Here is a 22,260-nt window from a genome sequence, read left to right as displayed (position 1 = left end):
GAACTTGTTTATTGTATGCCAAATTCTCTTTTTATTACTAAACAAAAACATTATAATTGACTAAAACATACCATGTGCTATATAATAAACACCGCTGAAATTGTCAATATAAAATAACACAACAGGCGGCACAGTCGCTTTATATTATCAGATATACTGTAAAAAACTATATAAACAACTTAATAAAAATACACCGGTGAGATTTTTATATATTGTATCTCTGACTTTCAGCTAAATAACACAGCGAATTAAAATATATACCAATTATTTTGCGGTATTTTTTAGATTAACATACCACCTCAAATCATTATAACAATATCGAAAGGATTTGCATATGAGAAAATTATTATTTTTTGATGTAGACGGAACACTCGCAGACAGAGTCGGCAAAAAAAATGTAGTTCCACAGTCAGCGAAAGATGCAATTAAAAAGCTTCAGGAAAACGGCCACCTCTGTTTTGTAAATACAGGTCGTTCATTATCTGAAATAGATGTATATCTCAAAGAATTAAATATGGATGGTTTTGTGTGCGGATGCGGTACTTATATTTTATATAAGAATGAAGTCCTTTTTTCACAGACAGTACCCTTTGAAATCGGTAATGAACTTTTAAGCGACCTTGAAAAATACAACATTGAATGGCTTCTTGAGGGCGAGAAAACGCTTTATTACAGAAATAAACCTTACACAACACATATTGGTGATTTTAAAGATGAGCAAAAGTATCTTTACCCTTCTGCCTATAAAGAACTTGAACCATCAAAGGCTTCTGACCTTGTATTTGACAAATTCTGCATAGGTATTCACAAAAACAGTGATTTCAAGTCATTTGAAGCAAAATATTCAAAAATATTTACAATAATAGACCGTGGCAATAATTTCTATGAAATTGTTCCTGCCAACTGTTCAAAAGCAACCGGTATGGAATTTCTAATGAAGCATTTCAATGTAGATAAAAAAGATACTATTGCAATAGGTGACAGCACGAATGATCTTACCATGCTTGAATTTGCCGGCACCAGCATAGCCATGAAACACAGCAGTCCTATTGTTCTTGAAAAAGCTGATTATGTGACAGACGATGTATTTGACGATGGCATATATAATGCCATGAAACATTTTGAACTTATCTAATCATTGACACTTAAACCTAAAAGTCAGTAACAAAGCCTGCGTTTTGCCATCTAAAAATTGCTTTGCAATTCTCGTTGGTTTCCCACTATGTTATTAGCATTTTCCTATAACTTAAAAAATCATATTATCAAAAAAGATACTTTGCTAAAAACACTATGCAAAGTATCTTTTTTAATAAGCAGATTTACCTTATCTTTTCAAGGACAGTCTTGTATATCATTATCAGATATGCATCTATAAAACAGAATTTATTTTCCAAAAATTCCAATAATTTATACAAAAATGCTGCTCCGAGAAATGCCACGCTAATGCAGGTGACATAATAGTCAAGATTAAGTGCAAGAAGCACTATATTCCCCGCAACATACGCAGAAAGCACCCCCGTAAACTTTCTTGCAATTTGCAATGCTTTATAAAGTGTGCATGACAGATTTTCAAGTTTTTCCGTTGTAACTTTCTTTGGGTCTTTTGATAAAACCTCATACATATCTTTGTAAATCTTTTTACTTTCTATATCATTTTTTATATTGGCATAATTTTTCACTTCTTCATTAAAGAGGTCAACATAATGTTCATATCCTTTTTTTCCAAATTCCTTACGCAAACACTTTTTAAAGACATTCATCATTAATTCTCCGTCACATTATTTAATATTTCAAGGGCAGTATCGTACTCAAAATTCTGCACATTATCATACACATCATTTAAAATACTCTGCGTTTCAGCCGATGCACTTCCCATCATTTTTTCTAATAATTCAATAATATCTATATAGTTGAAATCCTCAATATATTCCTTTAGTCTTTCAATATTCTGCATAAATTCCGTTGCAGGCATAACTTCAATTTTACTTTTATTTATATCCTGCTCCTTATAAAAAATACATGCCTGTTCAAGTTCATCATGGAATTTTTTGACTTTGTCAAGATAACCATCCATCATCTCATGAACATAAGGATTTTCGAACTCTCTTGCTGCAAATTCCATACGCTTTGACTGCCCAGCAAGTTCATCTGCACCTATATTCAAAAATATACCTTTTAAGCTATGAAAATAAAGCGTCATTGTTTCCATCTGCTCAGTATTTCTTATCACATCAATCATATTATAATTTTCAATTATATTTCTGACACTGACTGCGAGCACTTTCATATAATTTTCAAGACTGCCTGCCATAAGTGAAAGACCCTCTTGATAATTGAGTCCCTCAACTGCATTTAAAAACATTGTCCTGTCCTTTTCTTCTTCCTCTTCAACTTCTATCGTGTCAATCTCAATTCCATTCGCCGAGAAAACTTCCTCTAAATTTTCTTTCCTGACCGGTTTTCTGAGTACATCTGAAGCACCTGCTGCCCGAAACATTTCCATAACCTGATTGTCTACTGTTGCGGATACTCCAAAATAGAGAGTATTGTCATTATCTCCTGCAACAAACTTTATCTGCCTTATACTTTCCACTCCATCCATATCAGGCATAAGATAATCCATCAGAACTATATCATAACTTTTAGAACATGACATTTCAATCGCTTCCATGCCGGACTCAGCGGTATCTGCATTTGCACCATATCTTTCGATCATAGCCTTAAGAACGAGTGTATTTGCACTATTGTCATCAACAACAAGAACATCTAATTCACTAAGCTTCTTCATCTATGTTCAACTATCCTCCCTGTGATAAATCTCATATCTATACAATAAAGTGTCAATAACAACTTTTGACACTTACATCATATAATAGAAAAACGAAATACTGTAGTAGTAGTATATTCATCTCCAGCCTTTAATACCGCATTTGGAAATCCTTTAGTATTTATGGCATTTGGAAAATTCTGTGACTCGAAGCACGCACCACAGAAATTAGCATAATTTATACCGTCTTTTGAATTTTCCGTCGTAAGTCCACCTGCCGTATAAAGCTGTAATCCCGGCTGATCCGTATATACTTCCATCATTCTGCCTGTCTCTTTGCAAACAAACTGTGCTGCCTTTGCAACATCACATACATCGTCTCCATTAAGTACAAAGTTATGATCGTACTCGGTAACAGTCTTTTCATCTTTGTCATACGCACCAAGACCTTCACGCACCGGCTTTCCGTTTCTAAAATCAAGTGCTGTACCTTCAACACTCTTAATCTCACCGGTAGGCACCAATATATCGTTTACCGGAGTATAATTATCAGCATAAATTGTAATCTCCTGGTCGAGAATATCCTTACACTTATGTCCGCCTTTTCCTAGATTGAAATACGAATGATTTGTCATATTTACGATGGTATCTTCATCACCAACTGCATAATAATCTATCATAAGTTCATTGTCATCATTTAATGTATATGTAATGGCAACTGTGAGATTTCCCGGAAATCCCTGCTCACCGTCAGGACTCAGTCTTGAAAATGTAATACTGTCACCATTCTCAACCACATCCGTCTCTGCATTATACATCATGCGGTTGTATCTCGTATTTCCTCCATGGAGACAGTTTGTGCTCTCATTCTTATCAAGCTTATACTCTTTTCCATTAAGGGTAAATATGGCATTTGACACTCTGTTTGCATATCTTCCCAGTGGTGCACCAAAACTTGGCATATTTACCTCATACTCAGCTACTGTATCATATCCGAGTACAATATCATCAATATTTCCATCCTTGTCCGGCATCATCAGATTGGTAATAACGCCACCCAGATCAATAAATGAAACTTCTATACCATTATTATTTTTCAAAGTATATTTTGTAACCTCGTCCCCATTTGCCGTAACTCCAAATTTTATTTTTGATATGCTCATATATCGTACCTCCTGAAATTTATACTGTTTACCTAATAGTGTTGAATTTTATATCGTTTTTTGTAAAAATAAGTCTATTTATATTATTATAGCAATTTCTTACATTTTTTACAACAGCCAAAACAAAACCCCGCAGCATAAAGCAGTCCGCCTCAATGCTACGGGGTTCATTATCTATATCTTTTTAATTTAACATGGCTTTTTATTACAATGTAATCTCAACGCTTGTTGTTCCGGCTTTAGCTTCTACAGTCTTTCCTTCTGCTGTTACAGTAAAGTTCTTATCTGTAGAGTTATAAGATACTGTTATGACATTTGCGTTACGCTCAGCTTTTATGTCTGTAAGTTTGTTTGACTCACTGTCATAGATAGTTGCTGTCGCACTCTTTCCATCTTCAAGACCGTAAATGACCGCATCAGCTTTTTCAAGATAATCATAAACTACTGTCATCTTGTCTTCTGCATCAAAATTACCATATGTGACAATGCTGTTTGGACGGGCAAGGATAGGTGTCTGGAAGTAGTCACACTGTCTCTTGTAATATTTTCCGCCCTCGTATGTTTCACCGCTCTGAATGTCTGTCCATGTTCCGCAGTCAGGTACATAGAATTCTGCAATTCCTTCTTCATTCATAACAGGTACGATACAGAGATTGTCACCGAGCATATACTGCTGGTCAAGATACTTGCAAGCTGTATCATCAGAGAATGCAACTATCATTGAACGCATCATAGGAACACCAACATTGTGTGTCTTGTTTGCCTGTGCCCAGAGGTAAGGCATAAGTCTTCCTTTAAGGACTGTATAGTGACGAAGTACATCACAAGCTTCTGTATCACCATCTTCGTCGTAAACCCAAGGTACTCTGTAAGATGTTGAACCATGTAAACGGCTGTGTGTAGAGAGAAGTCCGAATGCACACCATCTCTTATAAACATCAGCAGGTGCAGTAGCTTCAAATCCACCCATATCGTGTGAGAAGAAACCGAATCCAGATGAGCAGAGTGAAAGTCCGCCACGGAGAGTCTCTGACATTGCTGAATACTCAGCGTAGCAGTCACCGCCCCAGTGAACAGGGAATTTCTGTCCGCCTACTGTTGCACTTCTCGCAAAGAGACAAGCCTTATCTTTTCCGTAGTAATCTTCAAGAGCTTCAAATACACACTTGTTGTAGAGGTATGTATAGTAGTTGTGCATCTTGATAGGATCCATTCCATTGTAATATTTGCACTTTGTAGGTATTCTCTCACCAAAGTCTGTCTTGATGTTATTTACACCCATATCAAAAAGTTTCTTAAGTAATCCCTTGAACCACTCACAAGCCTCAGGATTTGTAAAGTCAACGATAGCCATACCAGGCTGCCACATATCTGACTGGAATACGCTTCCGTCAAGGTTTTTGATGAAATATCCCTTTTCTTTTCCGATGTCAAAAAGTTTTGACTGCTGTCCGATGTATGAGTTAATCCATACGCAGACTTCAAGACCTTTTTCATTGTGAAGCTTGTCTAAAAGTCCCTTAGGATCCGGGAACATATCCTTATCCCACTCAAAGTTACACCACTCATACTCTTTCATCCAGAAGCAGTCGAAATGGAATACCTGAAGCGGAATCTTACGCTCTTTCATCCCATCGATAAAGCTCATAACTGTCTTTTCATCATAGCTTGTAGTAAATGATGTTGAAAGCCATAAACCAAATGTATATGCTGGTGGAAGTGCAGGCTTTCCTGTAAGTGTAGTATAGTTTTCAAGAACATGCTCAAGGTTTTCTCCACCAATGATAAAGTATTCAAGTTCCTCTCCAGGTACCGTAAATGTAACTTTTGATACTGTATCTGAGTTTACTTCAAATGAAACCTTGTCTGAGCTATTTACAAGTACACCATAGCTCTTTGATGAAATGTAGAACGGTACTGTCTTGTAACTCTGGTCTGAACAGGTACCACCATCGCAGTTCCATGTCTCAACTGTCTGACCATTCTTTACAAATGGTGTGAACTTCTCACCGAAACCATAAATACACTCACCTATGTCTGTCTTTAACTGTTCTCTGAGATATGTTGTATGAGCATCCTGTGGATAGTTGAAGAACTCGTCATCTTCCTGAAGATTCATGCGTGCATTAGCCGTGAACTGACTCTCTGAAATGATAGATGTTGCTCTCCATGCACCGCCTGTAAGGTGTCTGTCTTTGTAATAGAACTGAACATCCCAGTCATCGCCAATCTTAATCTCAACTCTTGTATCACCTGAAGTAAGTGTAACCTTATCTTCTGTTCTCTCGATTACAGGAGTATAACCTGTATCCTCATTGAGCTCATAACGAGGACTATTGTCAAGACCTCCTCTGTAATGGTCAATATGAACTTTAATGATGTTTTCTGAAGTAGAGCTGTATGTAATCTCAAGGTTTGGTCCCCCGAGAGTCATACCTCTGTTCATAACCGTATAAGGTGTTGCAAGAACCTTAATGGAATTTTCAGTAGTTTCAACTTTGTATGCCTGTGAAGCATAGTTTACATTATAACCTTTTTTACTTAACCAAAATCCGTCTGCTACTTTCATTAGAAATCTCCTTTCTTTTTTTCCCATTTACTTAACTTTGATTACATTATATAAGCACTTTTTTGGTTCGTCTATAATTATTAGTGCGATTTTTAACACTATTATGATAACATACACACTTATGTATCTATACAGAAAGTTTCGCTGTAACTTCACCGTACATATCAGTGATAATACCAGATATTTCTAATCAGTTCTCTGGGCTTTCATCTTTACTTTCATCTCATACATACGCTCATCTGCCCTTGAACAGACTCCGTCAGTTTTCGGCATATCAAATTCCTCACTGCCTGCTATTCCATAAGAAGTCTGCATAAAATACCTATTCCCGCCTTTATTATCCTCATCGATAAATTCAAGCATTTTGTTGATACATTTCTTTATTTTTATATCATTCATCGACTTTTTGATGATGACACAGAACTCATCTCCACCCATGCGGCATACCGTGCCTATATCATCAAAAGCATTTTTTAATATCCCGGAAAATCTCGTGATAAGCATATCCCCTTCTTCATGACCATATCTGTCATTTGTTCTTTTCAGATAATTCAGATCAAGCCACACCACACAATACGCTTCACTTCCATTGTCAAGTTTTTCAAATTCTTCCATCGACTTCGCCCTGTTGTATAGTCCGGTCATGGAATCAGTATATGCCATCCTAAGCAACACTTGTCGTTCAACATCATCCTTAAAAACTTTCATATAATTCATAAGATAGCTGAATAATAATGCTAATATTATGTAAATATTTCCTACAGGCATAAGATATACAGGCAAATCTGACATACCACCCGGATTTTTTGAAAGAACAAATGAAAGCAGTGGTATCGTATTACTTATTATAAGTACCCATAACACAGATGCTCTCAACTTGTCATCAACATTGTTGAATATTCTCCTAAAATTAGCAATAAACAGGCTTAAAAGTCCCATTATCATAAATACCCGGTAATATCCTGACACCCGGTTTAAATGAAAATCATAGAAGAAATAAGCAATTACTGTTACAACTGTTGCCGCTATATCAGCCATAACATATATTTTCATGTACCATCTGAATCTGCGTCACCCTGACTTATGTCTCTCTAACCTTTAAATTTAAGTGCTTTTTTAAGCAGCTTTATATTTTCATTCATAAGCTCAATGTAAGACACACCGTTTTTTAACTGTTTTGCCGATACCATGTGACAGGTATTAAATACCTCTACTTTTGCCCCTGTCTTTTTTGCTATCTTCTCTGCCACATCTGACTTATCATTCTCACTTTTAAATATAACCGGAATTTTTTCTTCCTTTATTCTCTCTTCAAGATAAGATATTGTCTGCTTTTTAGGTTTCTGATATCCACCACAGACAGGATATGCCGCACTATAAGCAAGGCCAAGTTCGCTTGCCATGTATCTCATCGAAAATCCATCGGCAAATATAAGATGCTTAATTCCTGCATTTTCGGACACTTCTCTAAGCTCATAATCTACATCTTCAAGTTTCTTTATATATTTTTTAGCATTTTTCTTATAATAATCTGCATTTTCTTTATCGGCATCACAAAGCTTTTCCTCTATAATTGAAACAATCTTTTTTGCACATACCGGTGAAGTCCACAAATGTTCATCATATTCACGCTGTCCTGTCTGCTCCTTTATGTCGCCATCTTCATTCAGCGAACTCACAATATCTGACGCATTATCCATCATAGAAACTTTTTTAATTTTCTTCGCCTCTTTACTTTTTACTTTCAAAAGGCTGTCAACCCATTTTTCAGAAGTTCCACTATTGTAAATAAGAACATCCGCCTTTAATACATTTGACATATCCGTTGAATCCGGTTTAAATGAATGTAAATCCTGTCCAGCCGGAACTATCATCGAAAGCTTTACTTTGTCACCTGCTATATTCTTCACAAAATCATAATATGGGAATATTGTCGTCACCACCGATAATTTCCCGCTTTTTTCATTATCCTTTTGTGAGCCTTTCTTGCAGCCTGCAAGTGAACATATGCAAATAAGAAGCAAGATACACACAAGCATTTTTTTCTTAAGTTTCATGTCTTTTCCCCCTGAGTTTTTTAATAATATGGCAAAACACGCTCTGAATGTTACAAATCTAAAACTTTGCAAATCCTATTCTGTTTCTTTTTCCTCATTATCCTGCTGTTTAAGATAAAACATTGCCTTTTGAGTTTCAATCTCTGCTTTCAGTTCTTCTTTTGTCGGCAGGTACAATTTATATTTTGATGCAAATAGCTGTTCATTGCCGTGCATAACAGAATAGCGTGCAATATCATCGTCTGTATCAGAACAAAGCACAATACCTATTGTCGGACTATCACCCTCACTGCGTTTCAGTTCATCATACATACGGATATACATATCCATCTGCCCCACATCCTGATGGGTTATCTTCTCTGTTTTCAAGTCAATGAGCACAAAACATTTTAGTATATAATTGTAAAATACAAGGTCAATGTAATAGTCCTGCTTCTCCGTATGAATATGCTGCTGCCTTGCCACAAAAGCATATCCCTTTCCAAGTTCCATCAAAAATTTCTGTAAATTAGAAAGAATACTTTTCTCTAGGTCACTCTCTGTAAAATCCGTGTTCTGAGAAAATCCTAAGAACTCTGCAACTACCGGATTTTTGATAAACTCTAACTTATCCTTCTGATACGATGCCGTCAGTTCTTTCATTTCGCTTTCTACAAGCTCTTTTTTCTGTGTCTTGAGCATACGATAATAATACTGAGAAGAAATATTTCTTTGCAAAGTGCGGACACTCCAAGTCTGTTCTGCGGCTTCTTTCTCATACCATGCACGGGCATCATGGTCTTTGACCTGCAATAAAGCTCTATAATGCGACCATGACAGCAAACTATTGGATTGTCTACACACCGTGTCGACAATTTCAGGAAATGTTTTATAAAACTTTAGACAATGATACAAATTACTTCTATCATATCCTTTTCCGTATCTCTGAGTCAGTTTTTTAGAAATTTCCTTTATTACCCTTAATCCATACTCTGAGCGTTCATCTCCGCCTAATTCTTCTTCTGCAATTCGATACCCAAGCAGCCAGTTTCTCTGTATCAGTGTTGTATTGACCGCCTGATATGCAGCTTTTTGTGAGGACTCAATAATTCCACACATATCATTTAAGATGTCATCAGTTTTAACAAAATTATCCATAAGACTATTTTGTCCTGTTTTTTGTAATTTATTATCCATAGCCACCGCTCCTTTGGATTTCGATTTCAATTAAAACATTATTTTCCAAAAGTTGTCAATCTCTACTACTAATCTCTCATCTATAATCATATTTTTAAAATAAGGCTACCGCAATCCCACTAGCTTTAGACGATGGATTAAGGTAGCCTTATTTCAATCACCGGTACAATCTACAATAAATAATTAGTTTTTTATTGTGCTAAATCAATTTCCAGACTGTACCCTCTCTTGTATCTTTTATTTCAATTCCTTTAGAAAGAAGTTCATCTCTTATGGCATCTGCTGCCGCAAAATCCTTTTCTTTGCGTGCTGTATTTCTCTTTGCTATCATATCTTCAACCATTGCCTTAAGTCCGTCATCCGCTGTCTTTTCTTCCTGCTCTTTCAAAAGGTCAAGTGATAAAACACTATCAAAATCTTCTACAAGTGCTCTCTTTGTAGCATCATTTGTATCTGCCTTTAACACATCATAGAGAACAGTAACCGCCTGTGATGTATTAAGGTCATTTCCCATTGCATCAGCAAATTCATTCTGATACTTTTCAAATATCTCTTTGTCAACCTCACCCTCTTTAGAAAGTGATGATGTTCTCTTGACGAGTTTTTCGTAAGTCGTCTTTACATTGTCCATTACATCATAGCTGAACAAAAGCGGCTTGCGGTAATGTGACTGTAAGCAGAAAAGTCTGTAAACAAGCGGATTGTAGCCTTTTTCCTCAAGAAGTGATACGGTAAGGAACTCTCCTTTTGACTTGCTCATCTTTCCTGACTTGTCATTTAAATGCTGGACATGGAACCAGTAATTGCACCATTTATGACCGATGTATGATTCACTCTGGGCTATCTCGTTTGTGTGATGCGGGAAAATATTATCGACACCGCCGCAGTGAATATCCAGATACTCGCCAAGATGTTTCATGCTTATGCATGAGCACTCAATATGCCATCCTGGATAACCTACTCCCCATGGACTGTCCCACTTAAGTTCCTGTGAGTCAAACTTTGATTTTGTGAACCAGAGGACGAAATCCGTTTTGTTTTTCTTATTGTCATCCTCCTCTACATCGTCACGCACACCGACCTGAAGTTCCTCCTCATTCTGGTTTGACAAAACATAATACTCTTTGAGTTTTGATGTGTCAAAATAAACATTTCCTCCTGCCACATAAGCATATCCCTTTTCGATAAGCACTTCTATCATATGAATGAACTCAGGAATACAATTTGTCGCAGGTTCAACAACATCAGGTGTCTTAATGTTTAACTTGCTGCAGTCGCTGAAAAATGCGTCTCTGTAAAACTTTGCGATTTCCATGACTGTCTTATGCTCTCTTTTTGCACCCTTGAGCATCTTATCCTCACCGCTGTCCGCATCACTTGTCAAATGACCTACATCCGTGATGTTCATAACTCTCTTTACATCATATCCCGCATAACGCAGATATTTTTCAAGAATGTCCTCGACAAGATAACTCCTTAAATTTCCAATATGTGCAAAATGATATACCGTAGGACCACAGGTGTACATCTTGACCTTTCCCGGCTCATTTGGTACAAATTTATCAACTTTTTTCGTCAATGTATTATAAATATTGATGTCTCTCAACTTGCTTCCTCCATTTATCTGTTATATTTGCACTGTCAGCACAACATACATATTATAGCATTACGATTTTAATTACACACTATTTTTCTATGTTAAAAAAATGCATATATGTTTCTTTTCGTAACAGTCCAGCCTTGCATTTCTTACATTCATAAACCTGCCGGCGAGCTGCTAGCCGCTGCTTTGCAGCTTTTATTTATGTAAAAAAAGATATAATTATTTTTTTCATTGTATATGGTACTAAATTTTCCCGCATTTATCAAGTCCGTTACAAAAATAAACAACATTATTTACCTTTCCTCCCTTGAAACATCTTGCGATAAACTATATAATGATATTGGGGTCAAAATACCTTTTTACCCCAACATCATATAATATATTTAAGTAATTTATGAAAAATCATCTTATAATAATGGAGGTGTTAGTTTATGAGCAATACACAAAATTCAAGTTTTTCACTTTTAAACCAGAAAGAGATTGATTCCCTCATAGGTTTCCTCTCAGAGCAGAAAAATTCTTTAGACAGTGATGTATTAAGCCAGAAAAGCATAGATAAACTTATTAAACTTATTTCAAGTGACAGTGACAGGATTATCACGGATGTATTTGATCCATTTGCACATGTTGACAACTCTGTACTTGCAACTCTTGGTTTCCGAGAGGATGTTTCACAGTTATGCGAACTTAAGTTTTCTGTCAATGAAACTACAGATTACATCATCCTCACGGCTTACAACACTGTTACGAATAAGGAGCTTGTCATAACTCCAAATCTTATCAATGCAAATGATACTACTGACTGGGGCTGTTCTATTTCGCCTGTATTTTTCAATCGTATAGCAAAAGTATTTTCATTTAAATACACACAACAGACTCATGATGCCGTATGTAACTGTTTTGCTAAACACACATACGGTGATGCAAACCACAAGATTCCTGAGATTTATCTTCCGGTAAATGAAAAACTTTTAGAGTGCCTTATCTGATGATAAGCTGATGATATTATGAGCCGGCAGCATAGCTGATTGCAAACATCTGCCTGATTTAGTATATATCAAAGCAAGCACAAAAAACTCAGGCGTATATTCTAAAATAACTTAGCATAAAAATAACTTAGCATAAATATTATTTACTCTTTATGCTAAGTTATTTTTTGTCTTTATCTATCTTTCGATTTATTTCTACTCCCCTTCACTCAACATCCGACTTACTGTTTCATCTTTTTTTCTATAATATGATATGAGCCTGCAAACATAAGTAATTCCTACGGTCAATCCGACAGAAACAATTATTTGCCTGCTTGTCAATGTCCCATTTGTAAATGCATATTTTCCTAAAAACATATTTAAAGCACACGCAAACAAAATGCTACTGCTATATCTAAAAAATACTTTTCTCTGTAACTGAGCATAACTCATTCCAAAACTTCGCAATACACCATATTCATATCTGTGTTTCTCCCAATCTATATAAATACTCAAATTAATATAGATACATATGATAATTGCACAAAACAGCAATATTGTATTACTTAGAACTGATGTATAAGCTGCCATCAGCTTATCATCACTTTCTCTGTTTTCTGAAGAATCTAACAAGCCTCCCTGTATTGATGCCATTGTAAACATAACATTTTTATCCACTTCTTTTTGTATAAATAACGGTGCGTCTTTTTTCATTTCTATTGTTATTGTGTTACATCCCAAAACCGTTCTGCTTTTTATAGCTGTTTTCTCATCCATAACTATTTCTATGCCATTGTACTCTTCACTACTTCCACTAAGCACAGCACCAACATTAAATTTTTCCGAATAAAACCTTACTTTTTTCTCATCACCTCTTATTCCCCCGAGCCGTATCATCCCATTTTCTTTAATTGACGGACTTGCTATCTCTTTATAGTCCGGCAAAATAACTATACAGGATTTTGATTTATTGTTTTCAAAACAGGGATTTTTAATTTCTTTCTTTTTCACAAAGTCTTTAAATTCTTTTTCTCTTAAAACTGTCACAAGCACATTATCTGATACCGGCTTGTACTTTTCTGTTTTAACCGAAACCTGTTTCCACAATCTATTATTTTTTTCTTTAGTTTCGGCATCACTTTCATCTAAAGAATACAATCTGTTTTCTTTTATATAATTTTTAAAATACTCATCTACATTATTTTTATCCAATAATATTGAACATCGCTTTGTTTCCGCTTCGATGGACATACTTATTTTATCCTTATACTTATCAAATACATTTAAAACATCAAACCCAAAATACTCTTCTCCATCTGTCTCTATATAATACCCCCTCAACGGATATGCACTTGCCTCACTTTTGCTGCACAAATAATACTCAATATTTTCTGATTTACAACTAAAAGTATTCATAAAATAAAACGATGCAATCGTAAAAAAAATACATACTGTCTGAACAATAATAATGCTTATATCTATTTTTCTAAATCTGTATTTTCTGTTTTTTCTAAAATTATTATTAGAAAATAACCTGGAATGCTGTTCTATTCCCATAAGTATAAAATAACTACATATTGAAATCATTGCAAATACAATCATCATTATCAAAACATTATTATTTAATGAGCTTAGATAATATCTGCCATATTCCCCAAAAACATTACTTATATATGTGTTGCCAATAATCACTGATAATATATATCCTGTCAGCACTCCAAACCATATAAATATCTGCATTATATAAAAGAAAAGTCTTTTTATTTCTTTTGTTGTCATTCCTAATACCTGAAATAAATGAAATGTATTTTGATTGCGAATAACAAATGCTCTTATCACTACAGCCTGCTCTAATAATAGCATTATTCCCAGTAAGATAGGATACCAAATATTTATATTTATCATATCTTCATTATCACTATATCCATGCCAATGTAGTTTTTCATTAGCACATATAGCCTCTTCGGAAATGTTTTGAAATAAGACATTTTCTATATCACTCTTTGCTTTTTTAAAATCAAGTTTTTTCTGCAAAATAACTAAAGAGTTTTTTACATCTTTATCATTTTTCTGTCCACATATAATTGACGGATATACTTTTGTTTCCAACTCTTTGTCATATGATGTTGATATAACTGATGAATAATTTGAAATAACTCCCGTAACCTTATAATTTATAAATCTGCCATCCTTTTTTAATTTTATATCAAAAGGTAATTGTGTATTTTCTTTTCCAAATAACTTAAGTAAATATTCTTCGACAACAATCTGATCAGATCCTTTTACCCATTTTCCTTTAATCAATTTAAAAGCAAGTGTCGCACCCATATCTTCTGTCATCGTTCCAATAGTTATTTTTTTGTTTGCATATTCTACATTTCCAACCACTCCAAAATGTTCATATTTAAAATCAATACATTTTTGTTTTATTTCTTTTTCACTTTCATTATCAATATCCGGTAAAACCATAAGAAATTTTCCATATTTGTTTACTGTATTATCCTGCTTTGTCTTTATAATAGTTCCACTAAGCGAACTAACCATAAACATAAATGTAAATCCTACAATAACAGAAACAAAACTACAAAGCATCAGCTTCTTTTCATTCCCAATAAGTAACCCTGTTAACTTAATATTTTTTTTAATTTTTTTATTCAATTGTAATCTCACCATCCTTTATGCGAATTGTCTGAGTACAATTCTCCATGAGATTTTCTTCATGTGTAACTATTATATAAGTGGTTTTATATTCTTTGTTGAGTTTACTAAATAATTCCGTTATTATCATGGTATTTTCAGAATCAAGATTTCCGGTCGGCTCATCTGCAAACACAATCTTTGGTTTTAAAAGCATCGCTCGGGCTATTGCTACACGCTGTTGTTCCCCACCAGATAATTGATATGATGTTTTCTTTGTCAATTTATTTATTCCTAATTCCTGTAACAGATACGCATAATATTCTCTGTCATATTTCTTTCCATTAATATAAGCAGGACACAAAATATTCTCTTCTACACTTATGCGTGGTATTAAATGATATCCCTGAAACACAAAACCAAAATTATTTCCTCTCAGCTTTGCCAATTTACTCTCTCCCATAGAGCCATATCTTTTCCCACAATAATAAACATTTCCCTGAGACGCCTTATCAATACCGGCAAGAATATTTAGAAGTGTTGTTTTTCCACTACCACTCTTTCCATATATCAAATTGACAGATTCATTTTTTATCTCAATACTTACATGCTTCAATACATTTGTTCTAGAATTTCCGTTTTCATATGATTTTGAAATATCATCACATGACAATATTATTTCATCCTTTTTTATCATTATTTCCCCCCGTATTATACTTTACTTTAAAGCTCCGGCTTTTGACCGGAGCTAATATTTAAATTTACAAATTTTATCAAATATCTAACAAAATAGTGTTACTTAATTTGCCTGTTTTATCTCCCCTTCTCCTTTAATCTGTCCACCTTGTGGTATCAGGTTACATCTTGGATCTACACCTACATTAACCGTATATGTATTTTTATTTATTTTTCCATAACCTGTTGTATGTACTTTTCCATCTGCTTTTTTATAACTTCCTTTATAATCTTTCTTTAAAAAACCATTTCCATCTAAATCAACAGAATATTTTCCAACAAAATCAACTAGATTTTCTGTATTATATCTATATGTCGAAGCCTTACTTTCACAATTTGTAGTTTTATTTTTAAGATTAAATTCCTTTTTCCCTATAACATTACTGACCATGCTAAATCTGAAATTATTTGCAGCCGATGCTGCTGTACTTCCTCCTAAAATAGCTATAATACTTGCTACCACAATACCTTTTTTCACATTTTTAATCATATATATATCTTCCTCCACTCTGTTATATTTCGGTGTTCAGCATATAATTTAAACATATATTTTATGCTGTATATTTGTTTCATTCAAACTTTATCATACAAAACATTTTTTGTCAAGTTATTTTATAATCAAAATATTGTTTCAAACAATATTTATTATATCCTTACATTGTTATCCATAAAACTGTATTTTATAATTATTTTAGTGTATTTATTCAGAAAGATATGGGGTATGTTATGAATATTACAGCAGATAATTTCGGACATATGTTCAACTATATATTAGAACTTACAATTATTTTATATACATTAAAAAATATACTTTTAATAGCACTTAACAGCATAAAAAACGATATACAGCTCTTGCACTTTTTGTTATTATGGCTTTTTTATACATTTTTAGCAGATTTTCCTTTACCTTATACATTCATTATCTTACCTGTATCACTACTTATTTTTGCTGAAAATCCATTATTGAAATCATCCTGTAATGTTATGCTTGCATTTTTATATTTAAACATAATATGTGCCATCTGTGTATCATTTGTTTCCATAAACAATGTTATGTTTTCTGTTGCTTCTGGTAACACATTTACACAGACAACATCCTGTTTTTTCAGTAACTATATTAGTGTTACATTTGAAACTGCGTTCTGGTATCTCATAGCAGGCCTGCTGTCTGAGCTTTTTTATCCACCAATAAATGTACTTGGTGCAATATCATTATTAATACACCATTGCTTATCTGACAAACCGCTCTTACGACACTGCATGACAAGGTCATAAATTTTATCATAGTATAATTTTTTATTTGCCATATTTATTTTCTCCTCACTTTGTGTAATTTTGTAGTAAACAGCTCCATTATTGAATAAGAAACTTCAGGATTATTGGAGTGAATATTTCCAATTTTGAGACAATTTAATTATGGCATAATATTTTTAAATGTGCTATCCGTGAGAATATTTTGTGCTTATGTATCAAAAAAGCGGTGACATTTTACTTTTGTAATCTGTCATCGCTTTTTTATTTATCATTATTTCATGATGTTTGTTTCAAAATGTATTCTGCCCTACTTATGTTACGAACCATCATACCATTATCTGTTTTAACTCATGCATCATTATCAAAGCTTTACAAAGCACTCAGTTTCTTTTCTGAGTTTGTCAGATACATTCTGATTTGTATCCATTTCTTTGTTTACATCATTCATATCTGCAACTAATGAATCAACGCTCATGGCTGCACTTGTCACTCCATCAGCACTTTCCTCTACAGCCTTAGTAATTCCATTTATGGCATCGACCATAGATTTTATTGTCTTTTGCATATCATTAGACAATCCGGTAAACTCATCCATTATATTTTTTATATGAGTTGAATCATCATTATACTGCTTACCACTGGATACAAAATCATCATAATCAGGAAGTATCGTTTCATCTACATAATCAACAATCTTATTTGATGATGAAATAAGACCTTCAACGGCTGAGATAACCATCTCATTTATCTCCTGAATGTTGTTTGCCGTATTTCTGCTGGATTCTGCAAGCTCTCTTATCTCATCTGCAACAACCGCAAAGCCTTTTCCTGCCTCGCCCGCCCTTGCAGCCTCGATAGAGGCATTTAACGCAAGAAGATTTGTCTGGCTTGATATACTTAAAATATCTGAGGTAAGCTGTGATATTTTTTCAACCTTTTTGCTTTCTTTCATTGCATTCTTAAGTTCTTCGATAATAGAGCTTACCATCTGAGTTGTCTCATCCTTGTTTGCCTGAGCAGTCTCCTGAAGCTTTATCGCTCTCTCATTCATCTCATTGGAATAATCTACTACATTGCCTGTCTCAATCGTCATCTTGTCAACCTTAGTATTTGCAACAGCAGTATTTTCATCTATATTTTTCACTGTTGCGGCAACCTCTTCCATTGTAGCTGAAAGTTCTTCCATAACAGCCGATATATCACAGGCACTTCCATTCGCCGTATTTACTTTACCTACAACATTACCTACCGTCTCATCAAGCTGTTTTGAATTTGATGTTATCTTTTGCATTATAGTCTGAAGTTTTTCTATAAATACATTGATATTTGTCGCAACTTTGCCAATTTCATCTTTTCTGTTAATGTTTATTCTCTTTGTGAGATCTCCTCTGTCCTGATTTATCTCATCTATAATAACACCAAGCTCTTTGTCTATCTTTTTTAACGGTTTTATGACAATAAGCTCAATACATAATACTACTGCTATTATAATTATAATAACCATGATAAATGCAGTTGTGATAACTAAATTTGCCTGTGAACTCTTAGCCGAAAAATCTCTTACCTGTGATTTTGTTATCTTATCATTTGACGCTATCATTTTATCTGCCATACTTTCAACAGCAGTACCATATTTGCCAAGTGTTCTGTTTGCATCCTCAAGTGCTGTCATAGCATCTGTCGAAGCAATCTCTCGTATCTCATTGACCTTTTTTTCATATGTCCGGTAATTAGCGTCTAATGTATCAAGCTTTTTTTCCAGTTCATCCGACTGGAGCATGGTATTCAATTTTTTAAGATATGATTCTGTATCATTCTTTAATCTGGTTATGTTCTTGACAACACTTTCACGCTGTGAATCCTGAGTGATAAGACAATATGACATTACTTCCTTTTGCATCTCGATAACATTTGATTTGACTGCATCAAGACAGCTTACACTGTTTATCTGCTTTTGAGCTATATTTTTACTTACATTACTCACACTCCTTAGCGAAACACCTGTCATTGCAAGTGACACCATACTGCATATTCCAAGTATCAATACCGGAATCACAAGATAAATCCTTACACTCCTAAACTTCATACTCATAATATTACCTCTTTCTCTATAGTCTGTTCTTATCTATAGTCTTCTCTTAATAACTGCTTATTTTTTCTGATTCATCATCACTCTTATCAATATTTCTGATAACAGCATAATAACCATCTGAATCATTTATTTTTATATACACTCTGTCTCCAACCTTGTGCTTCATAAGACTTCTTCCTATCGGGGACTCAATGCTTACCATATTGTTTATCGCATCAGATCTTATAGTCGTTACTATCTTAAAACATTCTTCCATATCATCTTCTTCTATGTAAATAGTAACAGAATCATTTAATCCGACCTGACTTTCATCAGAATCATCTTCAATAATCTTTGCAGTTTTTATCATCTTTTCAAGATACCTGATACGACTCTCATTTCTGTTTTTGAACTGCTTTGCTGCCTTATATTCAAAATTCTCACTCAAGTCTCCCTGTGCTCTTGCCTCTTTAACATCCTCAAGTGCCTGTTTTCTGACAACAAGTTTTCTTTCTTCCACCTCCTTCTTCATTTTTTCAACATCTTTTCTGGTCAATCTGTCATACACGAAAACATCTCCTTCAATCTTTTTATCATATACATATATTAACATTATTTTTTAGAAAAAACTATAGTATTTTATATATTGTTAAACTTTTTGGTAACAATTCATTGCCGGACAACAATGCAAATCTCAAATGCATTTCACCACATAACAAAATCAATCAATCAAAATCTGTTTTATGTAACACAAAAAAAAATCATGAATATATTCTTATTAAAAGTAGAGTATTACAACTTTTTGCAATATATCTTCTTTAATTTTATTTATATACAGGAGGAAAATTTATGGCACTCTTTTTTAATCAGGCTACCCTTTCACACAATGGAACATCAACAGTTTCAAACATCACTACCGGAGAAATCATCGAAGCCTTAACAGCAACAAAAACAGCCGTTGTACCGACTTACAACGCCAACAGCACCATAACTTATGTTCTTAGTCTATTAAATTCAAGTCAGGCAGCAATATCAGGTCTTACAATCACTGATACACTTGGTTCTTACCCATTTGGTGCCCTCACTTTAAAACCGCTTGACTATATTGAGGGTTCAGTCAAATACTATATAAACGGTGTATTACAGGCGGCTCCTGCTGCCACAACCATTCCTGAACTTGCCTTTTCAAATATAACTGTTCCCGCAGGCGGCAATACTACTATCATATATGATGCAAAAATAAACAACTTTGCCCCTTTGTCAACAGGCTCTACAATTACAAACACAGCATCAATATCAGGCAATGATATTGCAAATCCTGTTACGGCTGCTGAAACAATTTCTACTGAAAATGGAACAAACTTAAGTATAAACAAATCCCTCTCACCTACAACAATTACAGAAAACGGTCAGATAACTTATACTTTTGTAATAGAAAACTTTGGCAATACTGCCGCTGCTGCTGAGGATCTGCTTAGTATCTCGGATGTATTTACACCGGCTCTCAACAATATTTCCGTGACTTACAACTCTGCACCATGGGCTGAAACAGGCAACTACACATATGATGCCACTACAGGAAGTTTTGAAACTGTTGCCGGTAAAATAACAGTTCCCGCTGCCACATACACACAGGATCCTGCAACCGGAGCCTGGAGTATAGCACCGGGAACAACAACCATCACTATTACAGGACGAATCTAACGATTCGTCCTAGAATCTGATGATTCGTCCCCAAATTTACTGTTTCATTCCGGAACTAATTTTCCTGAATATCGTCTATTGTTATCTTACTTTCGTGTGGTATTGGTTTCCACTCGACTTTCTTAAAGAGCGCTATGTATTTTACATAGCGTTCTATCACATCATAAATAGGCCATGTAAGACAATATAATACTTTTTTCCAAAAACTTACTTTTTGGATTCGTTTTCTTTCTATTATAAATATGTATATTGCCATCCATATATTTGCAAGATACATCCCTATTCTGTAGAAAATTCTCATCCATATAACAATCAAAACGCATATCGCATATGACTTCCATCCCGGTTCAAGATTTATGGTAACATTTCCCGTGAACTGTCTGACAAGCTTTGAAAGCCATGTACCGTTTCTGAATATATACATCTGTCCGCCTGCATTGTAAATGGTGAAAGGAAATAAAAATAAATTCCAGAAAAGCCACTTAAATGCGGTAACTATCTGTTTGGGCAGAAGCTGTGCAAAAGTATCAAACGACATAAATCTGTGTCTTATGGTACGCCATAAAAATCTGTACCATGTATCGTCTTTTTCCCACTTTGTATTTTTATCTATAAAAATATTCTTAAATAATCCCCAGCCACTTTCCCCAAATGCCTGAAGATGTCCCTTAGCCCATCTTAAACGCTGGCGCAAAGCAACTTTTAAGCTTGTAGGCTGCTCATCATAAAATATCGCATCGTTGTTATATGAAATCTCATAGCCATTTACCACGCAGTCGGCTGTCAGTGATCTATCCTCTGTAAGTGATGTATATTTCCAGCCGTCCTTTACTATCTCATTTGCGAATAAAAATCCAGTACCCTGAATATTCGTAGCAAGATGAAGAAATGATCTTGTGCGGTGACGCTGTCTTATCGAACGGAGCCAATGAATTGCATAAAGTGATGCTATCCATCCCTCAGTAAGATTTTTTGTACTTCTATATGATGTGATTATCTTCTCCCCTGCATCAAATGAATCGTTCATTCTTGATATATAATCTCTTTTTAAAAGATTGTCAGAGTCAAATATAAAATACCCCTCAAATGACTGTATTCCATAATCTTTTTCAATCTGCTCAAAAAGATACTTAAGACCAAATCCCTTTGTCCTCTCGTCAGGATTATTATGCTCATAACAGATTGCACCAAGCTCTTGTGCTATCTTTGCCGTATTATCCGTACAGTTGTCAGCAACGACAAAAATCGTTAAGAGTTCCTGCGGATAATCCTGCTTTTTTATGCTGTTTATAAGATTTCCTATAACAGGCTCCTCATTTCTAGCCGGAATAAGCACCGCATATTTGTGATTATTCTTAGCCGGTTTAAACTTTCTTGTACAGAAAAGCCCTATTATCATATATGGAACATTATGTATGCTCAATATTTTCATAAACATCCCGATAGCCGTAAACAAAAACAGGCTGGGAGTATAAATATTGCCTAAAAAATGTCCTATATCGTCTATAATTCCAACACTTAACAACACATTTGTAATATTCATTATTCTCTCCACT

General features: G+C 34.5%; 19 protein-coding genes. 3 read left to right on the top strand and 16 right to left on the bottom strand.

Annotation, left to right across the window (positions count from 1 at the left end; translation table 11 throughout):
* The first annotated feature begins 334 nt into the window (after positions 1 to 334).
* A complete protein-coding gene (locus DW721_RS01540; RefSeq protein ID WP_118744573.1) occupies positions 335 to 1,135 on the top strand; it encodes an HAD family hydrolase in 801 nt (266 codons plus the stop codon).
* A gap of 184 nt (positions 1,136 to 1,319) precedes the next feature.
* Here the strand turns inward: DW721_RS01540 and DW721_RS01535 are convergent, their stop codons facing one another.
* From DW721_RS01535 to cysS, 8 genes are all read right to left on the bottom strand, one after another.
* Positions 1,320 to 1,760, bottom strand: a complete 441-nt coding sequence (locus DW721_RS01535) for a hypothetical protein (protein ID WP_118744572.1) — start codon at positions 1,758 to 1,760, stop codon at positions 1,320 to 1,322.
* Between the two features lie 2 nt (positions 1,761 to 1,762).
* Positions 1,763 to 2,788 (bottom strand): response regulator, encoded by a 1,026-nt coding sequence (locus tag DW721_RS01530; protein ID WP_022014725.1) that lies wholly within the window; start codon positions 2,786 to 2,788, stop codon positions 1,763 to 1,765.
* A 77-nt stretch (positions 2,789 to 2,865) separates the two neighbouring features.
* The gene (locus DW721_RS01525) at positions 2,866 to 3,930 is read right to left on the bottom strand and encodes an aldose epimerase family protein (protein WP_022014724.1); all 1,065 of its coding nucleotides are present in this window, start codon (positions 3,928 to 3,930) and stop codon (positions 2,866 to 2,868) included.
* Positions 3,931 to 4,135: 205 nt separating this feature from the next.
* Positions 4,136 to 6,499 (bottom strand): alpha-xylosidase, encoded by a 2,364-nt coding sequence (yicI, locus tag DW721_RS01520; RefSeq protein ID WP_118744571.1) that lies wholly within the window; start codon positions 6,497 to 6,499, stop codon positions 4,136 to 4,138.
* 186 nt (positions 6,500 to 6,685) lie between these two features.
* The gene (locus DW721_RS01515; protein ID WP_207665606.1) at positions 6,686 to 7,537 is read right to left on the bottom strand and encodes a sensor domain-containing diguanylate cyclase; all 852 of its coding nucleotides are present in this window, start codon (positions 7,535 to 7,537) and stop codon (positions 6,686 to 6,688) included.
* 53 nt (positions 7,538 to 7,590) lie between these two features.
* Positions 7,591 to 8,556, bottom strand: coding sequence for a zinc ABC transporter substrate-binding protein (locus tag DW721_RS01510; protein WP_118744569.1), 966 nt, complete (start codon positions 8,554 to 8,556; stop codon positions 7,591 to 7,593).
* 75 nt (positions 8,557 to 8,631) lie between these two features.
* Positions 8,632 to 9,732, bottom strand: coding sequence for a PDDEXK nuclease domain-containing protein (locus tag DW721_RS01505; protein ID WP_347560344.1), 1,101 nt, complete (start codon positions 9,730 to 9,732; stop codon positions 8,632 to 8,634).
* Between the two features lie 199 nt (positions 9,733 to 9,931).
* Complete coding sequence (cysS, locus tag DW721_RS01500; protein WP_347560349.1) at positions 9,932 to 11,329, bottom strand: cysteine--tRNA ligase; 1,398 nt, start codon at positions 11,327 to 11,329, stop codon at positions 9,932 to 9,934.
* Positions 11,330 to 11,766: 437 nt separating this feature from the next.
* On the opposite strand from cysS, the gene DW721_RS01495 reads away from it, so the two are divergent.
* Positions 11,767 to 12,324 (top strand): hypothetical protein, encoded by a 558-nt coding sequence (locus DW721_RS01495; protein WP_022014719.1) that lies wholly within the window; start codon positions 11,767 to 11,769, stop codon positions 12,322 to 12,324.
* A 195-nt stretch (positions 12,325 to 12,519) separates the two neighbouring features.
* Here DW721_RS01495 and DW721_RS01490 read toward each other — a convergent pair whose 3' ends face one another.
* From DW721_RS01490 to DW721_RS01470, 7 genes are all read right to left on the bottom strand, one after another.
* Complete coding sequence (locus tag DW721_RS01490; protein ID WP_118744567.1) at positions 12,520 to 14,961, bottom strand: FtsX-like permease family protein; 2,442 nt, start codon at positions 14,959 to 14,961, stop codon at positions 12,520 to 12,522.
* Positions 14,954 to 15,637 (bottom strand): ABC transporter ATP-binding protein, encoded by a 684-nt coding sequence (locus DW721_RS01485; protein WP_118744566.1) that lies wholly within the window; start codon positions 15,635 to 15,637, stop codon positions 14,954 to 14,956. The genes DW721_RS01490 and DW721_RS01485 overlap by 8 nt, the downstream gene beginning before the upstream one ends.
* Positions 15,638 to 15,739: 102 nt before the next feature.
* Positions 15,740 to 16,165: a hypothetical protein gene (locus DW721_RS01480; protein WP_118498132.1), complete on the bottom strand. Its 426-nt coding sequence runs from the start codon at positions 16,163 to 16,165 to the stop codon at positions 15,740 to 15,742.
* A gap of 418 nt (positions 16,166 to 16,583) precedes the next feature.
* Positions 16,584 to 16,754, bottom strand: coding sequence for a hypothetical protein (locus DW721_RS15960; RefSeq protein ID WP_182431399.1), 171 nt, complete (start codon positions 16,752 to 16,754; stop codon positions 16,584 to 16,586).
* Between the two features lie 99 nt (positions 16,755 to 16,853).
* Positions 16,854 to 16,982 carry a hypothetical protein gene (locus DW721_RS16565; protein ID WP_279217352.1) on the bottom strand — a complete coding sequence of 43 codons (129 nt, stop codon included), beginning with the start codon at positions 16,980 to 16,982 and terminating at the stop codon, positions 16,854 to 16,856.
* 308 nt (positions 16,983 to 17,290) lie between these two features.
* Positions 17,291 to 19,021, bottom strand: a complete 1,731-nt coding sequence (locus DW721_RS01475) for a methyl-accepting chemotaxis protein (RefSeq protein ID WP_118744565.1) — start codon at positions 19,019 to 19,021, stop codon at positions 17,291 to 17,293.
* A gap of 46 nt (positions 19,022 to 19,067) precedes the next feature.
* Entirely contained in the window at positions 19,068 to 19,568 is a 501-nt protein-coding gene (locus DW721_RS01470) for a GreA/GreB family elongation factor (protein WP_055944013.1), read from the bottom strand.
* 281 nt (positions 19,569 to 19,849) lie between these two features.
* On the opposite strand from DW721_RS01470, the gene DW721_RS01465 reads away from it, so the two are divergent.
* A complete protein-coding gene (locus DW721_RS01465) occupies positions 19,850 to 20,704 on the top strand; it encodes a hypothetical protein (protein WP_118744564.1) in 855 nt (284 codons plus the stop codon).
* 55 nt (positions 20,705 to 20,759) lie between these two features.
* On the opposite strand, the gene DW721_RS01460 is transcribed toward DW721_RS01465, so the two are convergent.
* A complete protein-coding gene (locus DW721_RS01460; RefSeq protein ID WP_118744563.1) occupies positions 20,760 to 22,247 on the bottom strand; it encodes a glycosyltransferase family 2 protein in 1,488 nt (495 codons plus the stop codon).
* Positions 22,248 to 22,260 lie beyond the last annotated feature (13 nt).

The organism is Clostridium sp. AM27-31LB, from assembly GCF_003480745.1.
Classification (GTDB): domain Bacteria; phylum Bacillota; class Clostridia; order Lachnospirales; family Lachnospiraceae; genus Butyribacter; species Butyribacter intestini.
This window is presented reverse-complemented; position numbering and strand designations above follow the sequence as displayed.